Consider the following 18,276-nt stretch of genomic DNA (forward strand, 5'->3'; position numbering starts at 1 on the left):
CACAAGAGGAACAACGACGTGGATGGCGCCGCCGGTCACGACCGGCGGCGCCGCTCACGTCTGAGAAACACCCGGAAACGGGACTGGACACGGCAGGACGCAGGGGCGGTGCGGGGATCAACTCCCGCACCGCCCCTCGTGCTGCGCGCGTGCGGACCCTCCAACGGGTGATCGTCACCATCCCGGGAATCCTCGGCGGGGTCCGCTCGTTGTACCGGGTGCCGGCGTCGTGCGCGTGCCCCCGGGCTCCAACTATCGCCTGCTGGGAATACCGTTCGGCTGGAGCCCATCAGTGCCACCCGCCGAGAGGCGGCCCGCACGACCCGGCTTCTCTTTTCCGTGCTCGTGGTGGGCCTGCTCAGCGGTGCGGGTGGGGGACCTGAGCGGCTCCGTGGACTCCGCGCGCCGCTCCTTGAGTATTCGATATACGCGGCGTCACGCCGTGCTCGCCACGAAGCCGCTCAGAACCCCCGGCGGTGCAGGTTGCTCAGGTGGTGAAGGAGAAAGCACCTTCGGTGCTTGCCTGACGTGGTTTTCTTTGTGTGAGAAGCGCGAAAAGCCGCAGCTCCCTGGTGGGGCTGCGGCTTTTCGCGTGTTGTCAGAAGCGGGGGTGGTTGCCTCGGAGGACGACTCGGTCGTCTTCTCCGGCGCCCTCGACCGCGGGCTGCTTGGCGACCTCGCCGAGGACCCAGGCGGGCACGTGGCGGGCGGTGAGCACGGCCAGGGCGCGGTCGACGTCCTCCGCCGTGACCACGGCGACCATGCCGATGCCCATGTTGAAGGTGCGCTCCATCTCCTCGGCCTCGACCCGGCCGCGCTGGGCGATCATCCGGAACACCGGCGCGGGCGTCCAAGAGCCGCGGTCCAGCGTCGCGGTCAGGCCCGACGGGATGACCCGCGCCAGGTTCTCCGCGAGACCACCGCCGGTGACGTGCGCGAACGTCCGGACCTCAGCCTCGGCGGCCAGCGCCAGGCAGTCCTTGGCGTAGATCCGGGTCGGCTCCAGCATCTCCTCGCCGAGGGTGCGGCCGAACTCCTCCACGTGGCCTTCCAGCGGCATCCGCGCCAGCTCCAGCAGCACGTGCCGGGCCAGCGAGTAGCCGTTGGAGTGCAGACCGGACGAGCCCATCGCGATGACCACGTCGCCGGGGCGGACCTTGTCCGGCCCCAGCATCCCGTCGGCCTCCACGACGCCCACGCCGGTGGCGGAGATGTCGTACTCGCCGGGCGCCATCATCCCCGGGTGCTCGGCGGTCTCGCCGCCCAGCAGCGCGCAACCCGCCTGCACGCAGCCCTCGGAGATGCCCTTGACCAGGTCCGCGATCCGATCCGGGACGACCTGCCCGACGGCGATGTAGTCCTGCAGGAACAGCGGCTCGGCACCGGCGACCACGAGGTCGTCGACGACCATGGCGACCAGGTCGATGCCGACCGTGTCGTGCTTGTCGACGGCCTGCGCCACGGCCAGCTTCGTGCCCACGCCGTCGGTGGAGGACGCCAGCACCGGCTCCTTCCAGCGATCGAGCTTGAGCTGGAACAGGCCCGCGAACCCACCGAGGGAACCGAGCACCTCCGGCCGGGTCGCGCGCTCCGCCCAGGGGCGGATCTTCTCCACCGCCTCGTCACCGGCCTCGATGCTCACTCCCGCCGCGGCGTAGGTGGCCTTCGGGGTTTCGGATTGGGCAGACCCTGCGATCAGGTCTTCGGACACGACTGGCTCCACATCTAGTGCGATTTGCGATTCGCCGGACGCGCAATCCTGGCACGGCCAACGCTACGCGGCGAAGGTGAGGTCAAGGACGTTGCAGCGCGTCTTCCGCCCCGTAACCGCTGGGCAGCACGGGCTCGGCGGGTCCGGCCACGCCGCGCTCGTTGCCGAGTCCCTCCAGCAGGTACTTGCCGATCCGCGCGTCGTCCGGCAGCGGGATCGGGTACTCGCCGTCGAAGCACGCCGCGCACAACCGGTTGCGGGGCTGCTCCGTGGCGGCGATCAGGCCGTCCAGCGAGACGTAGCCGAGGCTGTCGGCGCCGATCGAGCGCCGCACCCCGTCGTCGTCGAGGCCGTTGGCGACCAGTTCGGCGCGGGAGGCGAAGTCGATGCCGTAGAAGCACGGCCACTTCACCGGCGGCGAGGCGATCCGCACGTGGACCTCGACGGCTCCGGCCTCGCGCAGCATCCGCACCAGCGCGCGCTGGGTGTTGCCGCGCACGATGGAGTCGTCGACCACGACCAGCCGCTTGCCGCGGATGACCTCGCGCAGCGGGTTGAGCTTGAGCCGGATGCCGAGCTGGCGGATCGTCTGCGAGGGCTGGATGAACGTCCGGCCCACGTAGGAGTTCTTCACCAGGCCGTTGCCGTAGGGGATGCCGGACGCCTGGGCGTAGCCGACCGCGGCCGGGGTGCCCGACTCCGGGACCGGGATGACCAGGTCGGCGTCGACCGGGTGCTCCTTGGCCAGCTTGCGGCCGATCTCCACGCGGGTGCCGTGCACCGTGCGGCCGGAGATCGTGGTGTCCGGGCGCGCCAGGTAAACGTACTCGAACACGCAGCCCTTGGGCTTGGGGTTGGCGAAGGACTGCGAGCGCAGCCCGTCGGCGTCGATGGCCAGCAGCTCACCGGGCTCGACCTCGCGGACGAATGACGCGCCGACGATGTCCAGCGCGGCGGTCTCGCTGGCCACGACCCAGCCGCGTTCGAGGCGACCGAGCACCAGCGGGCGCACGCCCTGCGGGTCGCGGACCGCGTAGAGGGTGTCCTCGTCGCAGAAGACCATCGAGAACGCGCCCGAGACGGTCGGGAACAGCTCCATCGCGGCCTGCTCCAGGCCGATGTCCGCGGCCTTGGCCGCGAGCATGCCGGTGACCAGGTCGGAGTCGCTGGTGGCGCGTTCGCAGCCGTTGGCGGGCGACGACAGGTTGCCGCCGTCGACCTTGCCGAAGCCGCGCGCGCGTTCCAGCAGCTCGGCGGTGTTGACGAGGTTGCCGTTGTGGCCGAGCGCGAGGCCGCTGCCGGCACCGGTGGTGCGGAAGGTCGGCTGCGCGTTCTCCCAAGAACCTCCACCGGTGGTGGAGTACCGGCAGTGCCCGACCGCGACGTGACCGTGCAGCGACGCGAGCGTCTGCTCGGTGAACACCTGGCTGACCAAGCCCAGATCCTTGTAGACGACCACCTGAGAGCCGTCGCCGACGGCGATGCCGGCGGCTTCCTGGCCTCGGTGCTGGAGGGCGTAGAGCCCGTAGAACGAGAGCTTGGCGACTTCTTCGCCAGGGGCCCAGACGCCGAACACGCCGCATTCCTCGCGGGGGATGTCCCGCTCTAACGCGTCGGCGGAGGTGTCGAAGGTCGGAAAGGGCAGGTCCGTTGTCGTGCTGGCACTAGCCGGACGGTCGGTGACCACCGAGAACTCCCTGGATGACGGAGCCGGAGTTACACCTCAGTGTAAGGCGCGGGAAACCTGGGCGAACCCCAACCGAAGCGTGTCGGCCATCTCATCACAACACGTAGCAGGTCCGAAGCCCTCAGCCCTCCACGCGCACGATCGGGAGCCACTGGGAGACGTCGGAGCGCGAGCCCGAAGCGGTCAGCAGGCCGCCTTCGACGGCTTCCGCCCAGGTCAGGCGCCCGGTCGCGAGCAGCAGCCAGGTGCGCGGATCGGTCTCGACGACGTTCGGCGGGGTGCCGCGGGTGTGCCTGGGCCCTTCGACGCACTGCACGGCCGCGAACGGCGGGACCCGCACCTCGACGCTGTTGCCGGGCGCGATCTGCTCCAGCGTCCGCAGGCTCAGCCGCACGGCCTTGGCCATCTCGGGCCTGGCCGGACGACGTTCGGCGTCGTCGAGCCACTCGCGCACGGCGGTGACCGCCTCGCGCATCTCCCCGGGGTCCACCGCACCGCGCTTCGGCATGGCGCGAAGTCTAGTGCGGGCGGTTCTGGCCCGAACTGACCGGGCAAAACAGACATCGATCATGGACGGTTCGGACCATGGATCCCCCGATCGTGCGCCTCGGTGCCGGTGCTCAGATGTGCAGAACCGGTGCCGAGACGCCTGATCGATTCACCCGCCAGATCGGTTCACAGCCAGCCGAGCTTGACCGCCTGCATACCGGCCTGGAACCGCGTCTCGACGCCGAGCCGCGAGATCAGCTCGCGCACCCGGCGGTGCGCGGTGCGAGCGCTGAAGCCCATCAGCCGGCCGATGGTGTCATCGGTGGCGCCCGAGGCCAGCAGCGACAGGATCCACCGCTCCTCCTCGGTGGGCCGCAGCTCGTTGCCGTCGAGGTCCTGGTTGGCCGTGAACGGCGCCGCGTAGCGCCACAGGTCCTCGAAGATGCGGGCGATCGCCGCCAGCATCGCCGAGCTGCGCACCACGACCGCGCTCTCCACCGAGGTCTCGGTGACGGTCAGCGGCAGCAGCGCGATCTCGTTGTCCACCATGATCAGCTTGGTGGGCGCCACGTGGATCACCCGCGCCTGCTCGCCCAGCGCGACGAGCTTGGTCGTGATGTCCAGCTGCGGCGGACGAGCGAGCGCGGAGCGGTCGTAGAGCACCTGGTAGCGCACGCCTTCGGCGAGCTTGCGCGATTCCAGCGAGTCCAGCGTGCCGGTCTGCGCGTAGGGCGGCTTGGCGACGCCCTGCACCAGGTGCGTGGCGCTGGCCTGCAGCTCGTACGCCGCCCAGCCGACCCGCTTGGCCCCGTGCACGACCTGCAGCACTCCGCCGCTGCCGGCCTGCGCCCGAGCCGCTCGGGTGACCGATGCGACCTGCGCCTGCACGGCCCGCTGGCTGAGCTGTTCCGGTGCGCCCGGCTCGGCGACCCCGGTCGGTGCCTTGGTCAGTTCCTCGGTGTATCCGGGTAACACGGCACATCCCTCCTCGATGTGCCCCGGCGGCGCCCGCCTGCGATCAGGCACGGGCACCGCAATGGACACTGAGCTCCCCCTGTTGTTGGCAACGTATCCACCGGGAACAACCGCCGTAACCGACTTTCGCCGGACAAGATGGGCGACGAACGTGTTTACGCCCGATCAGCGGAGCCCCGATACCCCCGAAAGCAACGCCTTCACGCAGCGCGGGCCCTCCCTGAAGCGCTCAGGAAGGGCCCGCGACGGCGCTCTATCGCGTCAGGCGATCACAGGTCGCCGATCTGCAGGAGGTCGGCGAGGGTGCCCTGCGGGGCGCCCTGGACGACACCCGCGGACGCCTGGCCCTGCAGGCCCTTGATGACGTCGGCCGGAGCGGTGCCCGGGTTGGCGCCCAGGAACAGCGCGCCGACGCCGGCCACGTGCGGGCTGGCCATCGAGGTGCCGCTCATCGCCTCGGTGCTGCCACCGGGAACGGTGGAGACGATGTCCACGCCGGGGGCGTAGCCCTCGACGGTGGCGCCGAAGTTGGTGAACTCGGCGGAGGTGTCGGTGTTGTCCGACGCGGCCGTGGTGAACACGCCCTCGGCGCTGGCCGGGGACACCTGCTCGGCGTCCTGCGACTCGTTGCCGGCGGCAACGGCGAGGAACACGCCGCTGTTGACCAGGTTGGTGGCCGCCTCGTCGAGGGCCGGGTCCTTCGGACCACCCAGCGACATGTTGGCGACGGAGTTCTCGTCGTGGTTCTGGGCGACCCAGTCGATGCCGCCGACGACGGACTCGGTGGTGCCCTGGCCCTGGTCGTCCAGGACGCGGACGCCGACGAGCTTGACGGCCGGGGCGACACCGTAGGTGTTGGAGCCGATGGTGCCGGCGACGTGCGTGCCGTGGCCCTGCTTGTCGATGCCGTCGCCACCGGTGGCGTCGAAGCCGACCGAGGCGCGACCGCCGAAGTCGGGGTGGTCGGGCGCGATGCCGGTGTCGATGATGTAGGCGGTCACGCCCTCACCCTTGCCGGTGGGGGTGTAGCTGTCGTCCAGCGGCAGGGCCGGCTGGTCGATGCGGTCCAGGCCCCACGAGCCGACGGCGGCCGGCTTGACGTTGGGCTCGACCGCCATGCGGTAGCTCTGCGAGATGTTCTGGACCTTGTCGTTGGCCCGAACCTTCTCCAGCTGCTCGGGGGTGAGCTTGGCCGAGAAGCCGTTGATCGACTTGGTGTAGGTGTGCCGGGCCTGGACGCCCAGTTCCTCGGCGACGCCCTGCGGGGCGATGCCGTCCTTGAGGTTGACGATGTAGACGTCCGCGGTGTCCCTGGACTGAGCCTGCGGGTGCAGGGTCAGCGGGGCGAGTTCGACCTGCGGCTGTGCGCCGGCGGGAGCTCCGGCGAACACGAGCGCCGCCGCGGCAACCCCTGCCCCGGTGCCGAAGAGCAGCTTCCTCATGCGTTCCCCTCCTTCAAACGGTTCCGCTCGGGTGGGGCCGAGCGGAGGTGTTTCAGTGCGGAACGTAACCAGCGAGTGCACTCGTATGGGCGACGTTGGCGATTTTGCGCCAAACAATCGGACGTTGGGGTTAACGCGTTCCCAATCGGACCAGACTTACCGGGAATGAGCAGCTGAAACCCGTGCAAGCGCAAGGGGCTGAACGGCCCGGCGATCGCCGGATTTCCCAGTTGTTACCCGCAAGTAGTAGTAACACTGCGTACTCAATATAACGGAGGGTGCGTACGCTCTAGCGGGTGGCGGCTACCCAGCGCCGCAACCGCAGCCGAACCGACTCGACGTACTCGTCGGACTGCTCGGAATCGCCGTCGACCGACTCGGGATCCACGCCGTAGGTCATCCCGTAGTAGCGGTACAGCGCCCGTTCCGTCGCCAGCGGCAGGTCGCCCTTGTCCAGATCGACCCGGGGCGCCTGGCGGACCGCCTCCTTGCCGACCGAGACGGTGACCGTGTCGCCGTCGAAAGCGGCGCCGTCGAGCGGCACGAAGCTCTCGTTCGTGCCGAACAGACCGGTTTGGACCGTGATCCACGCGGGTTGTTCGGTGTCGTCGTCGATGAACAGCTGTCCCACGATGCCGATTCGCTGCCCCGCCGGATCGAAGACCTCGCACCCGAACATGCGCAACGCTTCCCGCTGACCGATCATCGAGCACCCCTCCCCGCAAAGCCCGGGAACCAAGTCTCCCCCTTCGTCGCGCGGGGCGGCACCTCAAAACGGCGGACTGACCTCTTCGGACCACGCCGGGCGAAGAATGGGACCCTTCAACGGGAACGCTCGGCAGTCGCGGGGCGTGTTCTTGTCCAGCCGAGCTAACGGAGTCTCGAACCTCATGACCGAACCCACGCCGCCGATCACCGACGAGATGCGGGCGCACGCCAAGGAGAACCCGAACACCTGGCTGTACATCGCCGACCCGGGCTACGCCCAGGACGAAGAGGGCGACATGCCGCCGGAGGGCGTCGTCGGTGCTTACCGGATCGATGAGAACGGCGTGATCGACGAGGAGTTCCAGTTCAACGAGCAGTACGTCCCCTCGGACCTGATGCTGCACCGGCCGGAACCGAGCAACGACCTGGAGCGCGTGCTCGACGAGATCGCCGACGGCGAGCGCCCGGAGGACGACCTGCCGCAGGCCGTGCTGGACGGCGAGGTGATGCTGTACGCGCCGTCGGCCGACGACCGCAACGTCTACACCGCCGAGATGTCCGACGGCACCACGCTGGTCCCGGCCTGCACCTCGGCCTCGCGGGTTCCGGAGGACTGGCCGGGCTACCGCACGGTTCCCGGTTCCTGGCTGCCCGACGTCCTCGGCGGCTACGACCTCGGCCTGAACCTGCACGAAGCCGTCCAGGCCGTGATCCCCAACGGCGTCCTCATCCAGTTCGCCGAGGACCGGGGTGAATGAGGCAGCCCGTCTCCCTAGGCGGTGCCGGTAGGGGAACCTGAAGAACCGGTTGCCCTCGAACCTCGATCGACGGATGGCCGGTCGCCCGCGTCGAACTTAGGGTCGGCGGGGTGACCGGACCAGGACTGATCGAGGACTACGCGCTGCTGTCCGACCTGCGCACGGCCGCGCTCGTCGGCAAGGACGGTTCTCTCGACTGGTTGTGCCTGCCGCGCTTCGACGCGCCCGCCTGCTTCGCGCGGCTGCTGGGCGGTGACGGCCGCTGGTCGATCGCCCCGACCGATCCGGTGCGCGAGGTCCGCCGCCGGTACCGGGAGAACTCCCTGGTGCTGGAAACCGAGTTCCGCACCGACTCCGGCGTGCTGCGGCTGATCGACTTCATGCCGCCGCACGAGGTGAACCAGCACGACGAGCCGTGCGTGGTGCGGATCGTCGAGGGCGTGTCCGGCGAGGTCGGCTTCCAGCTCGACTGGGTGCTGCGCTTCGACTACGGCGATTCGGTGCCGTGGGTGCGGCGGGTCAGCGAGACCGAGCCGGTGCTCGACGAGTACGTCCTGGGCATCGCCGGTCCGCACACCGTCGTGCTGCGCGGCGAGGAACTGCCCACCCGGGTCGACGGCGAACGCGCCCACCGCCACACCGGGACGATCTCCGCCGGTCAGCGCATGTCCTGGGTGTTGCAGTGGTCGTCGGACCCCGACGAGCTGCCCGCGCCGATGGACCCGGAGCAGGAACTGCGGGAGTGCGAGGGGTTCTGGCGGGACTGGTCCGCCAAGATCGTCTACGACGGGCCCTACCCGAAGGCCGTGCGCCGCTCGCTGGCCACGCTCAAGGCGCTGATCTACGCGCCGACCGGGGGCATCGTCGCCGCCCCCACCACCTCGCTGCCGGAAGCCGTTCCCGGCAACCGCAATTGGGACTACCGCTACTGCTGGCTCCGCGACGCCACGCTGGTGCTGCTCGCCCTCGACGACCTCGGCTGCACCTCCGAGGCCGAGGCGTGGCGGCGCTGGCTGGTCCGCTCCGTGGCCGGTGACCCCGCCGACCTGCAGATCATGTACGGCGTCGGCGGCGAGCGGCACCTGATCGAGTGGGAAGCGGACTGGCTGCGCGGGTACCGGGACTCCAGCCCCGTCCGGGTCGGCAACGCCGCCTACCGGCAGCGGCAGCTGGACGTCTACGGCGAGGTGATGGACGCGCTGCACCTGGCCCGCGAACGCGGGCTGGTGGAGAGCGAGGACTCGTGGGCGGTGCAGCGCGGCATGCTCGCCCACCTGGAGCGGATCTGGCGGGAACCCGATCGCGGGCTGTGGGAGGTGCGCGGGCCGGACCGGCACTTCACGCACTCGCAGGTGATGGTGTGGGTCGCCTTCGACCGCGCGGTGCGCGGAGCCGAGGAGGACGGGCTGCCGGGACCGGTCGAGCACTGGCGGGAGCTGCGCGACGAGGTCCGCGAGGAGGTGCTGCGTCGCGCGTGGAACCCCGAGATCCGCGCGTTCACCCAGTTCTACGGCGGAACCTCGCTGGACGCCGCGGTCCTGCTGCTGCCCGCGGTCGGCTTCCTCTCCGGCGACGACGAGCGGATGCGCAGCACCGTCGAGGCGATCCAGCGCGAGCTCCAGCACGGGGTGCTCGTCGACCGCTACACCACCACCGACGAGCCGAGCGAGGTCGACGGCCTGAGCGGGCGGGAGGGTTCGTTCCTGGCCTGCTCGTTCTGGATGGTCGACGCGCTGGTCTACTGCGGCCGGCGCGACGAGGCGGAGCGGATGTTCGACGAACTCGTCGAGATGGCCAACGACGTCGGCCTCTACTCCGAGGAGTTCGACGCCGAGACCGGATGCTTCACCGGCAACTTCCCGCAGGCGTTCAGCCACCTCGCGCTGGTCAACTCGGCGTCGGTCCTCTACGGCGGCCGCACGCGGGAGCAGAAGTCCCGCCGCAACGGGACGGCGGCACCCGCTCAGTCCAGGTGGGAGAAGATGTAGTCGGTGACCGTCTCGGGATCGCCGGGTTTGGCCCAGAGGTAGCCCTGACCGGTCTCGCAGCCGATCTCGGCCATCCGGCGGGCCTGGGCCTGAGTCTCCACGCCCTCGGCGGTGACCGTGAGGCCCAGCGTGTGGGCGAGGTCGACGAGGGTGCCGACGATGCGGGCGTCGACCGGATCAGCGCGTTCGGCGTCGCGCAGGCCCTCCATGAACGAGCCGGCGATCTTGAGCTCGTGCACCGGCAGGTGCCGCAGGTAGGCGAGGTTGGAGTAGCCGGTGCCGAAGTCGTCGATGGCGATGCGCACGCCCATCCGCGACAGCGCGCGCAGCTTGTCCAGCGGCTCGTCGGCGGTGGACATGATCGTGCTCTCGGTCAGCTCCAGCTGGAGCCGGTGCGGGGCGAGACCCGTCTCCTCCAGGATCTCGGCGACGTCGCGGACCAGGTTCGGGTCGCGCGACTGCCGGACCGCGAGGTTCACGCTGACGAACGGCGCCGAGTCGCCGAACCGGTCCTGCCACCGCTTGGCCTGCTCGCACGCCATGTGCAGCACCCACCGGCCGAGCGGGACGATCAGCCCGGTCTCCTCGGCGAGCCCGATGAACTTGTCCGGCCCCAGCCTGCCGAGGTCAGGATGCGCCCAGCGCACCAGCGCCTCGACGCCCACCACCGAGCTGTCCCGCAGCCCGATCAGCGGCTGGTAGTCCACGTAGAACTCGTCGCGCTCCAGCGCCGCGGGCATCGAGGCGGCCAGCCGAAGCCGAGCGACCTCGTTGGCGTTGCGCTCCGGGTCGAACTGCGCCCAGCGGCCCTTGCCGTCGGACTTCGCCCAGTACAGCGTCACGTCGGCGTCGCGCATCAGCTCGGCGGCGGTCTGCCCGTCGACGTTGCGCTCGACGATCCCGATGCTGGCCGAGACGGTCAGCTCGTGGCCGTCGATGCGGATCGGCTCGTCGATCACCGACAGCACCTGCTCGGCGATCTCGACCGCCTGCTCGGTTCCGGTGGAGTTCTGCAGCAGGATGACGAACTCGTCCCCGCCCATCCGCGCGACCAGCCGGTCGTCGCCGTGCACCGCTGCGGCGAGCCGCTCGGCGACGGTCACCAGCAGTTGGTCGCCGACGTGGTGGCCGAGGCTGTCGTTGATGACCTTGAAGCCGTCGAGGTCCATGTAGCACAGCGCGATCCGGTCATCGCGGTCGTGGCGCTTGAGGACCGACTCCAGACGGTCGAGGAACAGCGCCCGGTTCGGCAACCTCGTCAGCGGATCGTGCATCGCCTGGTAGCGGAGCCGTTCCTGCAGCTCCCGGCGGTCGGTGACGTCCTCGATCAGGGCCACCTGGTAGAGCGGTTTGCCTTCGTCGTCGCGGATCAGCGAGACGAACAGCTCGGTCCACACCGTCTTGCCGCTGGGCCGGGAGAACTGCTTCTCCACCCGGAACTGCTCGCGCTCGCCGCGCAGCAGCTCGTCGTAGAGCCGCCAGATCCGCTCCGAGTCGGCGGGGTGCACCATGTCCGGGACGTGCATCCGGCGGATGTCGTCGGAGGAGCGGCCCAGGATGCGCGCCAGCGACGCGTTGACCTCCAAGATCCGGCCCTCGATGTCGGCGATGCCGATGCCGATGGCGGCCTCGGAGAAGATCGCCCGGAAGCGGGCCTCGCTGGTGCGCAACGCCAGCTCGACGGCGTCGCGCGCGTCGAGCACGGCCTGCCTGATGGCCTCCTGCTCGTCGAGCGTGCGCTTGCGCGCGGCCTGCACGAACCCGGAGCACAGCGCCGCTTGCAGCGCGGCGACGCGCTTGCGCCACATCGGGTCGTCGCCGATCCGCAGCACGTCGAGCATCTCGTCACCGATGAGCTCGACGGTGCGTGCCAGCGACTCGGAGCTGGTGAAGTGCACACCGATCAGGTCGGCTCCCACCGCGCGGGCGGGCGAGGCGTCGAAGGGTTCGCCGACCAGCGCGTCGACCAGGCGGTCGGTGTAGCCGTGCAGACGGCCTTCGACCTCGGCGCTGGTCATCGGCACGTAGCTGGTTCCCATCAGCGCCTGCGCCCAGACCGCGGCGAAGCGTCGTCGGTCCGTTCGGTTCACCTTGGCGGCCACCTCGTGAGCGCTGGGCACCGGCGCGGTCCAGCCAGTCATGCCTGGGCGCCCTCCACTCGTCGTCCTAGCCTGGGCCGTCACTCGTCGAAGCATACGACCGGTTGAGCCTGGCGGTCGAACATCATGTACGGCACCCGGAGCAGTCGCGACACCTGTGTCGGGCGGCCATCCGCGTGGCCGAGAGACGAATACCGCAACCGTCCGCGATCAGTTCATCGATGAACGGCGACGGAGTTCGAACCCCCACTATTAGACGCTCAACCCACCCCTAGAGGTTGCGCTGGCAATTCTTCGCCAAAACCCCTGTTCGGGTGCCCCGCAGCTGTACGGATTGAGCCGATCCGGTCAAAAGCTAACACAACATCTTCAGCTTTCGGAAAGCGTTCGCCACACTTTCGGGGCACGATGCGTAGCCGCTCGACATGCTCCACGACTATCCGTGAATGCGAGGCCACGATGACTGCACGCGGTCGCTCAGCCCTGGTCATGATGGTCGCACTGGCGTGCTCGGTGCTCACCGCCCCGGCTCAGGCGAGTCCCACCGACGAGGACAACGCGACGCTGGGATCGCAGATCCGCAAGTTCGAGCCCCTCGACCCCCTGCCGGACCTGAACCTCGACCCGCTGGCCACCGTGCCGGGCATGGACGTCGCCAGCTACCAGGGCAACGTGGACTGGGCGTCCTGGTACGGGCAGGGCAAGCGGTTCGCCTACGTCAAGGCGACCGAGTCCCACAGCTACACCAATCCGTACTTCGCGCAGCAGTACAACGGGTCCTACGACGTCGGCATGATCCGCGGCGCCTACCACTTCGCGATCCCCAACGCCTCCAGCGGAGCCGCCCAGGCGAACTACTTCGTCGACAACGGCGGCGGCTGGTCCGCCGACGGCCGCACGCTGCCCGGTGCGCTGGACGTGGAGTACAACCCGTACGGCCAGGCCTGCTACGACATGAGCGGCGACGCGCTCACCACGTGGATCAAGGACTTCAGCGACACCTACCACGCGCGCACCGGCCGCTACCCGGTCATCTACACGAGCACGAACTGGTGGAACCAGTGCGTCTCCGGCACCTTCGGCACCACCAACCCGCTGTGGATCGCCCGCTACGCCGACAGCCCCGGCGAGCTCCCCCGCGGCTGGCTGCTGTGGACCTTCTGGCAGCACACCTCGGACCCCCTCGACCAGAACACCTTCAACGGCCCCCTCTCAGGCCTCCAAGCCCTCGCCCACGGCTGACCCGGCCGGAGGAGACCTGATCACGACCGCGTTGAGGGGACCGATCACCGCCGCAATCGGGGACCGGAATACGGGAGCAATCCGTCCCTCCCTGCGCGGAAGAGCACCGCGTCGGTGATCGTCTTCGTGGACAATCACCGGCATGGGTGAACGCAAGGTCGGGTTGGTTCTGACGATCTCGTTGGCGATCCTCGTGCTGTGCGGCGTGACCATCGGGTTGCTGGTGTTCGACCCGCGGATCACCGGGGCCGACGCCTTGCGGACCGGGGGTCTCGCGGCCGGGTCGGTGGTCGCGCTGTACGCGCTGTGGCTCAACGATCGGCGGCGGCGCGTCGAGGAGCAGCGGCAGACCCTGGAGAGCCGCCGCACCGACCTGGACCGCGACCGCGTCGCCGACGAGCGCTTCGCCCGCGCGGTCGAGCTGCTGGGGCACGAGACCGACCAGGTCAGGGTGGGTGCGCTGCACGCGCTGGCCGGCCTGGCGCGCAGCAACCGCGACTACACCCAGACCGTCCTCGACGTGCTCTGCTCCTACCTGCGACGCCCCTTCCAGCACCCGCGCTACTCGTCGTCGCAGCGCTGGACGCCGGAGGAGTCCGACGACGCCGAGCGCCAGCTGCAGGTGCGGCTGACCGCGCAGCGCCTGATCACCGAGCTGCTGCCCGGTGCGGACGACGCCGACGAACCCGCCTTCGACCTCGATCTGACCGGGGCGACGCTGGAGTACTTCGAGCTGTCCGACCGCAAGGTCGGCACCGTCCTGCTGCGCTACGCGCACCTGTTCAGCAGCAACAACCTCAGCCGCAGCGTCTTCCACGGCCACGTCTACTTCACCGGCAGCGCCTTCGGCACCGGCCGGCTCAGCGGCAGGTTCCGCTGCGACGACGCGGTGTTCCACCGCCGCGCGTGGTTCAGCGGCGTGCACTTCGGCGGCCCGGTGCGCTGCCAGCGCACCACGTTCCACGGGCCCGTGAAGTTCTCCGACAGCACCTTCGCCGACGAGGTGACGCTGGCCGGCTCGACGTTCGAAGGGCGGTCGGACTTCGACGGCGTCGTCTTCGAGCAGGCCCCGGACCTGACCGGAACGACAGGAGCCCCGACCATCGCGGTCGGGGCTCCTGAGTGAGCGGACTCAGCCGAACAGCTTCGGCAGGGTTCCTTCCCAGGCCTCGCGGAGCTCCGGCAGCGGGATCTCGGTGACGTCCTGGATGTCCAGGGAGTTCGAGCCCGCGTCGGCGACGCCGACCTTGGCCCACGGCAGGCCGCGGGCGGTGCACATGTCGGTGAAGCGCAGCTCCTCGGAGCGCGGGACCGCGACCAGGACGCGACCGGCGGACTCGGAGAACAGCTGGACGAACGGGTCCGCGCCCTCCGGCAGCACCACGCGGGCACCGCACTCGCCGACCAGCGCCGTCTCGACCAGCGCCTGCGCCAGACCGCCCTCGGAGAGGTCGTGCGCAGCGGAGATCATGCCGTCGCGGGAACCCGCGAGCAGGATCTCGGCCAGCAGCTTCTCGCGGGCCAGGTCGACCTTCGGCGGCGTGCCGCCGAGGTGGTCGTGCGCCACGCGGGCCCACTCCGAACCGCCGAACTCCTCGCGCGTCTCGCCGAGCAGGATCAGCGTCTCGCCCTCCTCGCCACCGATGCCGGTGGGGATGCGGCGGGTGACGTCGTCGATCGTGCCGAGCACGCCGACGACCGGAGTCGGCAGGATCGCCTGCTGACCGGTCTGGTTGTAGAAGCTGACGTTGCCGCCGGTGACCGGGATGCCCAGCTCGGCGCAGGCGTCGGCCAGGCCGCGCACCGCCTGCTGGAACTGCCACATCACGCCCGGGTCCTCCGGCGAACCGAAGTTCAGGCAGTTGGTGACGGCCATCGGCGTGGCACCGGTGGTGGCCACGTTGCGGTACGCCTCGGCCAGCGCCAGCTGCGCACCGGTGTACGGGTCGAGCCGGGTGTAGCGGGCGTTGCAGTCGGTGGCGATCGCGATGCCGCGACCGGTCTCCTCGTCGATGCGCAGCACGCCGCCGTCGGACGGCTGGGCCAGCACGGTGTTGCCCCGCACGTAGCGGTCGTACTGGTCGGTGACCCACGCGCGCGAGCACAGGTTCGGCGAGGCGGCCATCGTCAGGATGGTCTCCCGCAGCTCGTCCGGAGTGGACGGACGGGCCAGGGTGTTGGCGTTGTCGGCGGCGATGAGGTCCTGCTCGCCCGGCCGCTCGACAGGACGCTGGTAGACCGGGCCGTGGTGGGCCACGGTCCGCGGCGGCACGTCGACGACGAGCTGGTCCTGCCAGTAGATCTCGAGGTTCTCGCCGTCGGTGACCTCACCGATGACGTTGGCCGTGACGTCCCACTTCTGGCAGACCTTCATGAACTCGTCCACCTTGGACGGATCCACGACGGCGCACATGCGCTCCTGCGACTCGCTGGAGAGGATCTCCGCGGCGTTCATGCCGGTGGCGCGCAGCGGGACCTGGTCCAGGTCGACGCGCATGCCGCCGTCACCGGCCGCGGCCAGCTCGGAGGTCGCGCAGGACAGCCCGGCGCCGCCGAGGTCCTGGATGCCCACGACCAGGCCGGAGTGGTACAGGTCCAGGCAGCACTCGATGAGCACCTTCTCGGCGAACGGGTCGCCGACCTGCACGCTGGGCAGCTTCTTGCGGCCGCCCGCGCTCTCGTCGCCGTCGAAGGTCTCCGAGGCCAGCACGGACACGCCGCCGATGCCGTCGAGGCCGGTGCGCGCGCCGAACAGGATGATCTTGTTGCCCTTGCCGGAGGCGTGCGCGAGGTGCAGGTCCTCGGTCTTCATCACGCCGACGCACATCGCGTTGACCAGCGGGTTCCCGGCGTAGGACTCGTCGAAGACGACCTCGCCGCCGATGTTGGGCAGACCCAGGCAGTTCCCGTAGCCGCCGACTCCGGCGACGATGCCCGGCAGGACGCGCTTGGTGTCCGGGGCGTCGGCGGGGCCGAAGCGCAGCGGGTCGGCGACGGCGACCGGGCGGGCGCCCATCGCCATGATGTCGCGGACGATGCCGCCCACACCCGTGGCCGCGCCCTGGTAGGGCTCGACGTAGGACGGGTGGTTGTGGCTCTCCAGCTTGAAGGTGACCGCCCAGCCGTCGCCGATGTCGACCACGCCGGCGTTCTCACCGATGCCGGCGAGCATCTTGGCGCGCATCTCGTCGGTGGTGGTCTCGCCGAAGTACTTGAGGTGGACCTTCGAGGACTTGTAGGAGCAGTGTTCGCTCCACATCACCGAGTACATCGCCAGCTCGGCCTCGGTGGGCCGGCGGCCGAGGATCTCGCGGATCCGCTGGTACTCGTCGTCCTTCAGGCCCAGCTCGCGGAACGGCTGGTCGACGTCCGGAGAGGTCTTCGCCCGGTCGACGGAGTCGATGTGGCCGGCTCCACCGGCCGTGTCGATCGTGTCGGTCACGCTGCCACCAAAGAATCCAGAACGGACAGGAAGATGCCGAGGCCGTCGTCGGTGGGCCCGGTCAGCGGGTCGATCGCGTGCTCGGGGTGCGGCATCATGCCCGCGATCCGCCCGCGCGCGTCGGTGATGCCCGCGATGTCGCGCCGCGACCCGTTCGGGTTCTCACCGGCGTAGCGGAACAGCACGCGCCCTTCGCCTTCGAGCTGGTCGAGGACGGCCTCGTCGGCCACGTAGTTGCCCTCGCCGTGCTTGATCGGGACGAGCAGCTCGGCGCCGGCGTCGTAGCGGGTGGTCCAGGCGCTGGAGTTGTTCTCCACCTTCAGCCACTGGTCGCGGCACACGTAGTGCAGGCCCGCGTTGCGGGTCAGCACGCCGGGCAGCAGCCCGGACTCGCACAAGATCTGGAAGCCGTTGCACACGCCCAGCACCGGCATCCCCTTGCCCGCGGCGATGATGACCTCGGTCATCACCGGCGCGAACTTGGCGATCGCGCCGCAGCGCAGGTAGTCGCCGTAGGAGAAGCCACCGGGCACGACCACGGCGTCGACGCCCTTGAGGTCGTGGTCGGCGTGCCAGAGGGCGACGGCCTCGCCACCGGCGCGGCGGACCGCGCGCGCGGCGTCGACGTCGTCGAGCGTGCCCGGGAAAGTGATGATGCCGATCTTCACTAGTCCGCCTCTCCGCGATTCACAGTGGTGGTTGCGACCCGCCGAATCTCGCGTTTCGAGGTTTCTTGTGGCCGGTTTGCGTCACGGTCCCCTGAGGCGCGGTGGAGCAGGGCGGAAGCTGGCCGAATGCTGATCATGCTTCCACCCTGCGCACGACGAAGTCCTCGATCACGGGGTTGGCAAGGAGGGTTTCGGCGATGTTGTCGAGCGTGGCGTCGTCGACGTCGTCGGCGACCTCCAGCTCGAACCGCTTTCCCTGGCGGACTTCGGTGATGCCGTCGAACCCGAGACGGGGCAGCGCGTTGGCCACCGCCTGTCCCTGCGGGTCGAGGATCTCCTGCTTCGGCATGACGTCGACAACGACTCGGGCCACGGGTGCTGCTCCCGGTTTCCGTGCAGATCCGCCGGTACCGGCGGATGGCCAGCAGTACGTGCGCAGCGTAACTGACCTGGGCGTTCACCCCGCCGAGCAGGGGCCTGACGTGCGTCGCAGCTCACCCATCGTCTGTGTGCTGCGTCACGAACAGGGGTGGTTGTCTGAACCTCTCCCCGGGTTGGACGTCTTCAGAACATCAACGACATCGCTCGCACTGAGGGGATTTCACGATGCGCAGCTTGAAGACCGTCCTCGCCGGAGCCGCACTCGCCGGCCTCGCGCTGACCGCCGCCGCGCCCATCGCCACCGCCGTTCCGGCCACCACCGGCACCGCGCCGACCGCGGTCACCGCCCAGGGCGGCGGGCTGACCGTCGACCACACCGTGGTGCGCCCGGGTGAGCAGCTGAAGATCCACCTCGACCACGGGCCGGAGGCGCTGAGCTGGATCTCCTCCGGTTCGTTCGTCCGCGACTCCGAGCACCCGATGGGCGCCGACGAGGGCGTGGCCCACGTGGTCCGCGACTCCGGCGGCAGCGCCGACGCGGTCGCCACCATCGGCGACGTCCCGCCCGGCCAGTACGTGGTGCACGCGCGCGTGGGCGGCGGCTCCGTTCCAGGCGTCACCATCACCGTCCAGTGACAGGAGGCGAAGACCGGCGGGGCTCGGGGGTCCGCCGGTCTTCGCCCTCG

The 18,276-nt window shown here is 69.8% G+C and carries 15 protein-coding genes; 5 read left to right on the forward strand and 10 right to left on the reverse strand.

Features of this window, described 5'->3' with window-relative positions:
* Nucleotides 1–598: 598 nt before the first annotated feature.
* The 6 genes from purM to E1181_RS01155 form a co-directional block, all read right to left on the reverse strand.
* On the reverse strand, nucleotides 599–1,711 hold the full coding sequence (gene purM / locus E1181_RS01130) for a phosphoribosylformylglycinamidine cyclo-ligase (protein WP_132671948.1): 1,113 nt from the start codon (nucleotides 1,709–1,711) through the stop codon (nucleotides 599–601).
* Between the two features lie 82 nt (nucleotides 1,712–1,793).
* Nucleotides 1,794–3,398 (reverse strand): amidophosphoribosyltransferase, encoded by a 1,605-nt coding sequence (gene purF / locus E1181_RS01135; RefSeq protein WP_408008939.1) that lies wholly within the window; start codon nucleotides 3,396–3,398, stop codon nucleotides 1,794–1,796.
* A gap of 121 nt (nucleotides 3,399–3,519) precedes the next feature.
* Entirely contained in the window at nucleotides 3,520–3,906 is a 387-nt protein-coding gene (locus E1181_RS01140; RefSeq protein ID WP_132671949.1) for a sterol carrier family protein, read from the reverse strand.
* Nucleotides 3,907–4,073: 167 nt separating this feature from the next.
* Nucleotides 4,074–4,862 carry a helix-turn-helix domain-containing protein gene (locus tag E1181_RS01145; protein WP_132671950.1) on the reverse strand — a complete coding sequence of 263 codons (789 nt, stop codon included), beginning with the start codon at nucleotides 4,860–4,862 and terminating at the stop codon, nucleotides 4,074–4,076.
* Between the two features lie 269 nt (nucleotides 4,863–5,131).
* Nucleotides 5,132–6,304 carry a S8 family peptidase gene (locus tag E1181_RS01150; protein WP_132671951.1) on the reverse strand — a complete coding sequence of 391 codons (1,173 nt, stop codon included), beginning with the start codon at nucleotides 6,302–6,304 and terminating at the stop codon, nucleotides 5,132–5,134.
* Nucleotides 6,305–6,593: 289 nt separating this feature from the next.
* A complete protein-coding gene (locus E1181_RS01155) occupies nucleotides 6,594–7,010 on the reverse strand; it encodes a PRC-barrel domain-containing protein (protein WP_132671952.1) in 417 nt (138 codons plus the stop codon).
* Nucleotides 7,011–7,194: 184 nt separating this feature from the next.
* Here E1181_RS01155 and E1181_RS01160 point away from each other — a divergent pair, with 184 nt between their 5' ends.
* Nucleotides 7,195–7,770: a type VII secretion system-associated protein gene (locus E1181_RS01160; protein ID WP_132671953.1), complete on the forward strand. Its 576-nt coding sequence runs from the start codon at nucleotides 7,195–7,197 to the stop codon at nucleotides 7,768–7,770.
* A 110-nt stretch (nucleotides 7,771–7,880) separates the two neighbouring features.
* Complete coding sequence (locus E1181_RS01165; protein WP_207921953.1) at nucleotides 7,881–9,758, forward strand: glycoside hydrolase family 15 protein; 1,878 nt, start codon at nucleotides 7,881–7,883, stop codon at nucleotides 9,756–9,758.
* Here E1181_RS01165 and E1181_RS01170 read toward each other — a convergent pair.
* Nucleotides 9,734–11,899, reverse strand: a complete 2,166-nt coding sequence (locus E1181_RS01170; protein ID WP_207921954.1) for a putative bifunctional diguanylate cyclase/phosphodiesterase — start codon at nucleotides 11,897–11,899, stop codon at nucleotides 9,734–9,736. The two genes, E1181_RS01165 and E1181_RS01170, sit on opposite strands and share 25 nt — an antisense overlap.
* Nucleotides 11,900–12,316: 417 nt before the next feature.
* Here E1181_RS01170 and E1181_RS01175 point away from each other — a divergent pair, with 417 nt between their 5' ends.
* Together E1181_RS01175 and E1181_RS01180 are read left to right on the forward strand one after the other, a co-directional pair.
* Nucleotides 12,317–13,099: a lysozyme gene (locus E1181_RS01175; RefSeq protein ID WP_165944478.1), complete on the forward strand. Its 783-nt coding sequence runs from the start codon at nucleotides 12,317–12,319 to the stop codon at nucleotides 13,097–13,099.
* Between the two features lie 142 nt (nucleotides 13,100–13,241).
* The gene (locus E1181_RS01180) at nucleotides 13,242–14,225 is read left to right on the forward strand and encodes a pentapeptide repeat-containing protein (protein ID WP_132671956.1); all 984 of its coding nucleotides are present in this window, start codon (nucleotides 13,242–13,244) and stop codon (nucleotides 14,223–14,225) included.
* Between the two features lie 6 nt (nucleotides 14,226–14,231).
* Here the strand turns inward: E1181_RS01180 and purL are convergent, their stop codons facing one another.
* The 3 genes from purL to purS all read right to left on the reverse strand — a co-directional run bounded on the left by purL (nucleotide 14,232) and on the right by purS (nucleotide 17,582).
* Nucleotides 14,232–16,502, reverse strand: a complete 2,271-nt coding sequence (purL, locus tag E1181_RS01185; RefSeq protein WP_207921966.1) for a phosphoribosylformylglycinamidine synthase subunit PurL — start codon at nucleotides 16,500–16,502, stop codon at nucleotides 14,232–14,234.
* 35 nt (nucleotides 16,503–16,537) lie between these two features.
* A complete protein-coding gene (purQ, locus tag E1181_RS01190; protein ID WP_132671957.1) occupies nucleotides 16,538–17,209 on the reverse strand; it encodes a phosphoribosylformylglycinamidine synthase subunit PurQ in 672 nt (223 codons plus the stop codon).
* Between the two features lie 133 nt (nucleotides 17,210–17,342).
* On the reverse strand, nucleotides 17,343–17,582 hold the full coding sequence (gene purS, locus E1181_RS01195) for a phosphoribosylformylglycinamidine synthase subunit PurS (protein ID WP_132671958.1): 240 nt from the start codon (nucleotides 17,580–17,582) through the stop codon (nucleotides 17,343–17,345).
* A gap of 233 nt (nucleotides 17,583–17,815) precedes the next feature.
* Here purS and E1181_RS01200 point away from each other — a divergent pair, with 233 nt between their 5' ends.
* Nucleotides 17,816–18,226, forward strand: coding sequence for a hypothetical protein (locus tag E1181_RS01200; protein WP_132671959.1), 411 nt, complete (start codon nucleotides 17,816–17,818; stop codon nucleotides 18,224–18,226).
* Nucleotides 18,227–18,276: the final 50 nt, after the last annotated feature.

This window comes from Saccharopolyspora terrae, from assembly GCF_004348435.1.
GTDB classification, from domain to species: Bacteria; Actinomycetota; Actinomycetes; order Mycobacteriales; family Pseudonocardiaceae; genus Saccharopolyspora; species Saccharopolyspora endophytica.

Excerpts from the sequence above, each read along its gene's own strand:
- E1181_RS01140 (WP_132671949.1), bottom strand. The coding sequence starts at position 3,906 with ATGCCGAAGCGCGGTGCGGTGGACCCCGGGGAGATGCGCGAGGCGGTC.
- E1181_RS01150 (WP_132671951.1), bottom strand. The coding sequence starts at position 6,304 with ATGAGGAAGCTGCTCTTCGGCACCGGGGCAGGGGTTGCCGCGGCGGCG.
- E1181_RS01155 (WP_132671952.1), bottom strand. The coding sequence starts at position 7,010 with ATGATCGGTCAGCGGGAAGCGTTGCGCATGTTCGGGTGCGAGGTCTTC.
- E1181_RS01160 (WP_132671953.1), top strand. The coding sequence starts at position 7,195 with ATGACCGAACCCACGCCGCCGATCACCGACGAGATGCGGGCGCACGCC.
- E1181_RS01170 (WP_207921954.1), bottom strand. The coding sequence starts at position 11,899 with ATGACTGGCTGGACCGCGCCGGTGCCCAGCGCTCACGAGGTGGCCGCC.
- E1181_RS01175 (WP_165944478.1), top strand. The coding sequence starts at position 12,317 with ATGACTGCACGCGGTCGCTCAGCCCTGGTCATGATGGTCGCACTGGCG.
- E1181_RS01180 (WP_132671956.1), top strand. The coding sequence starts at position 13,242 with ATGGGTGAACGCAAGGTCGGGTTGGTTCTGACGATCTCGTTGGCGATC.
- E1181_RS01200 (WP_132671959.1), top strand. The coding sequence starts at position 17,816 with ATGCGCAGCTTGAAGACCGTCCTCGCCGGAGCCGCACTCGCCGGCCTC.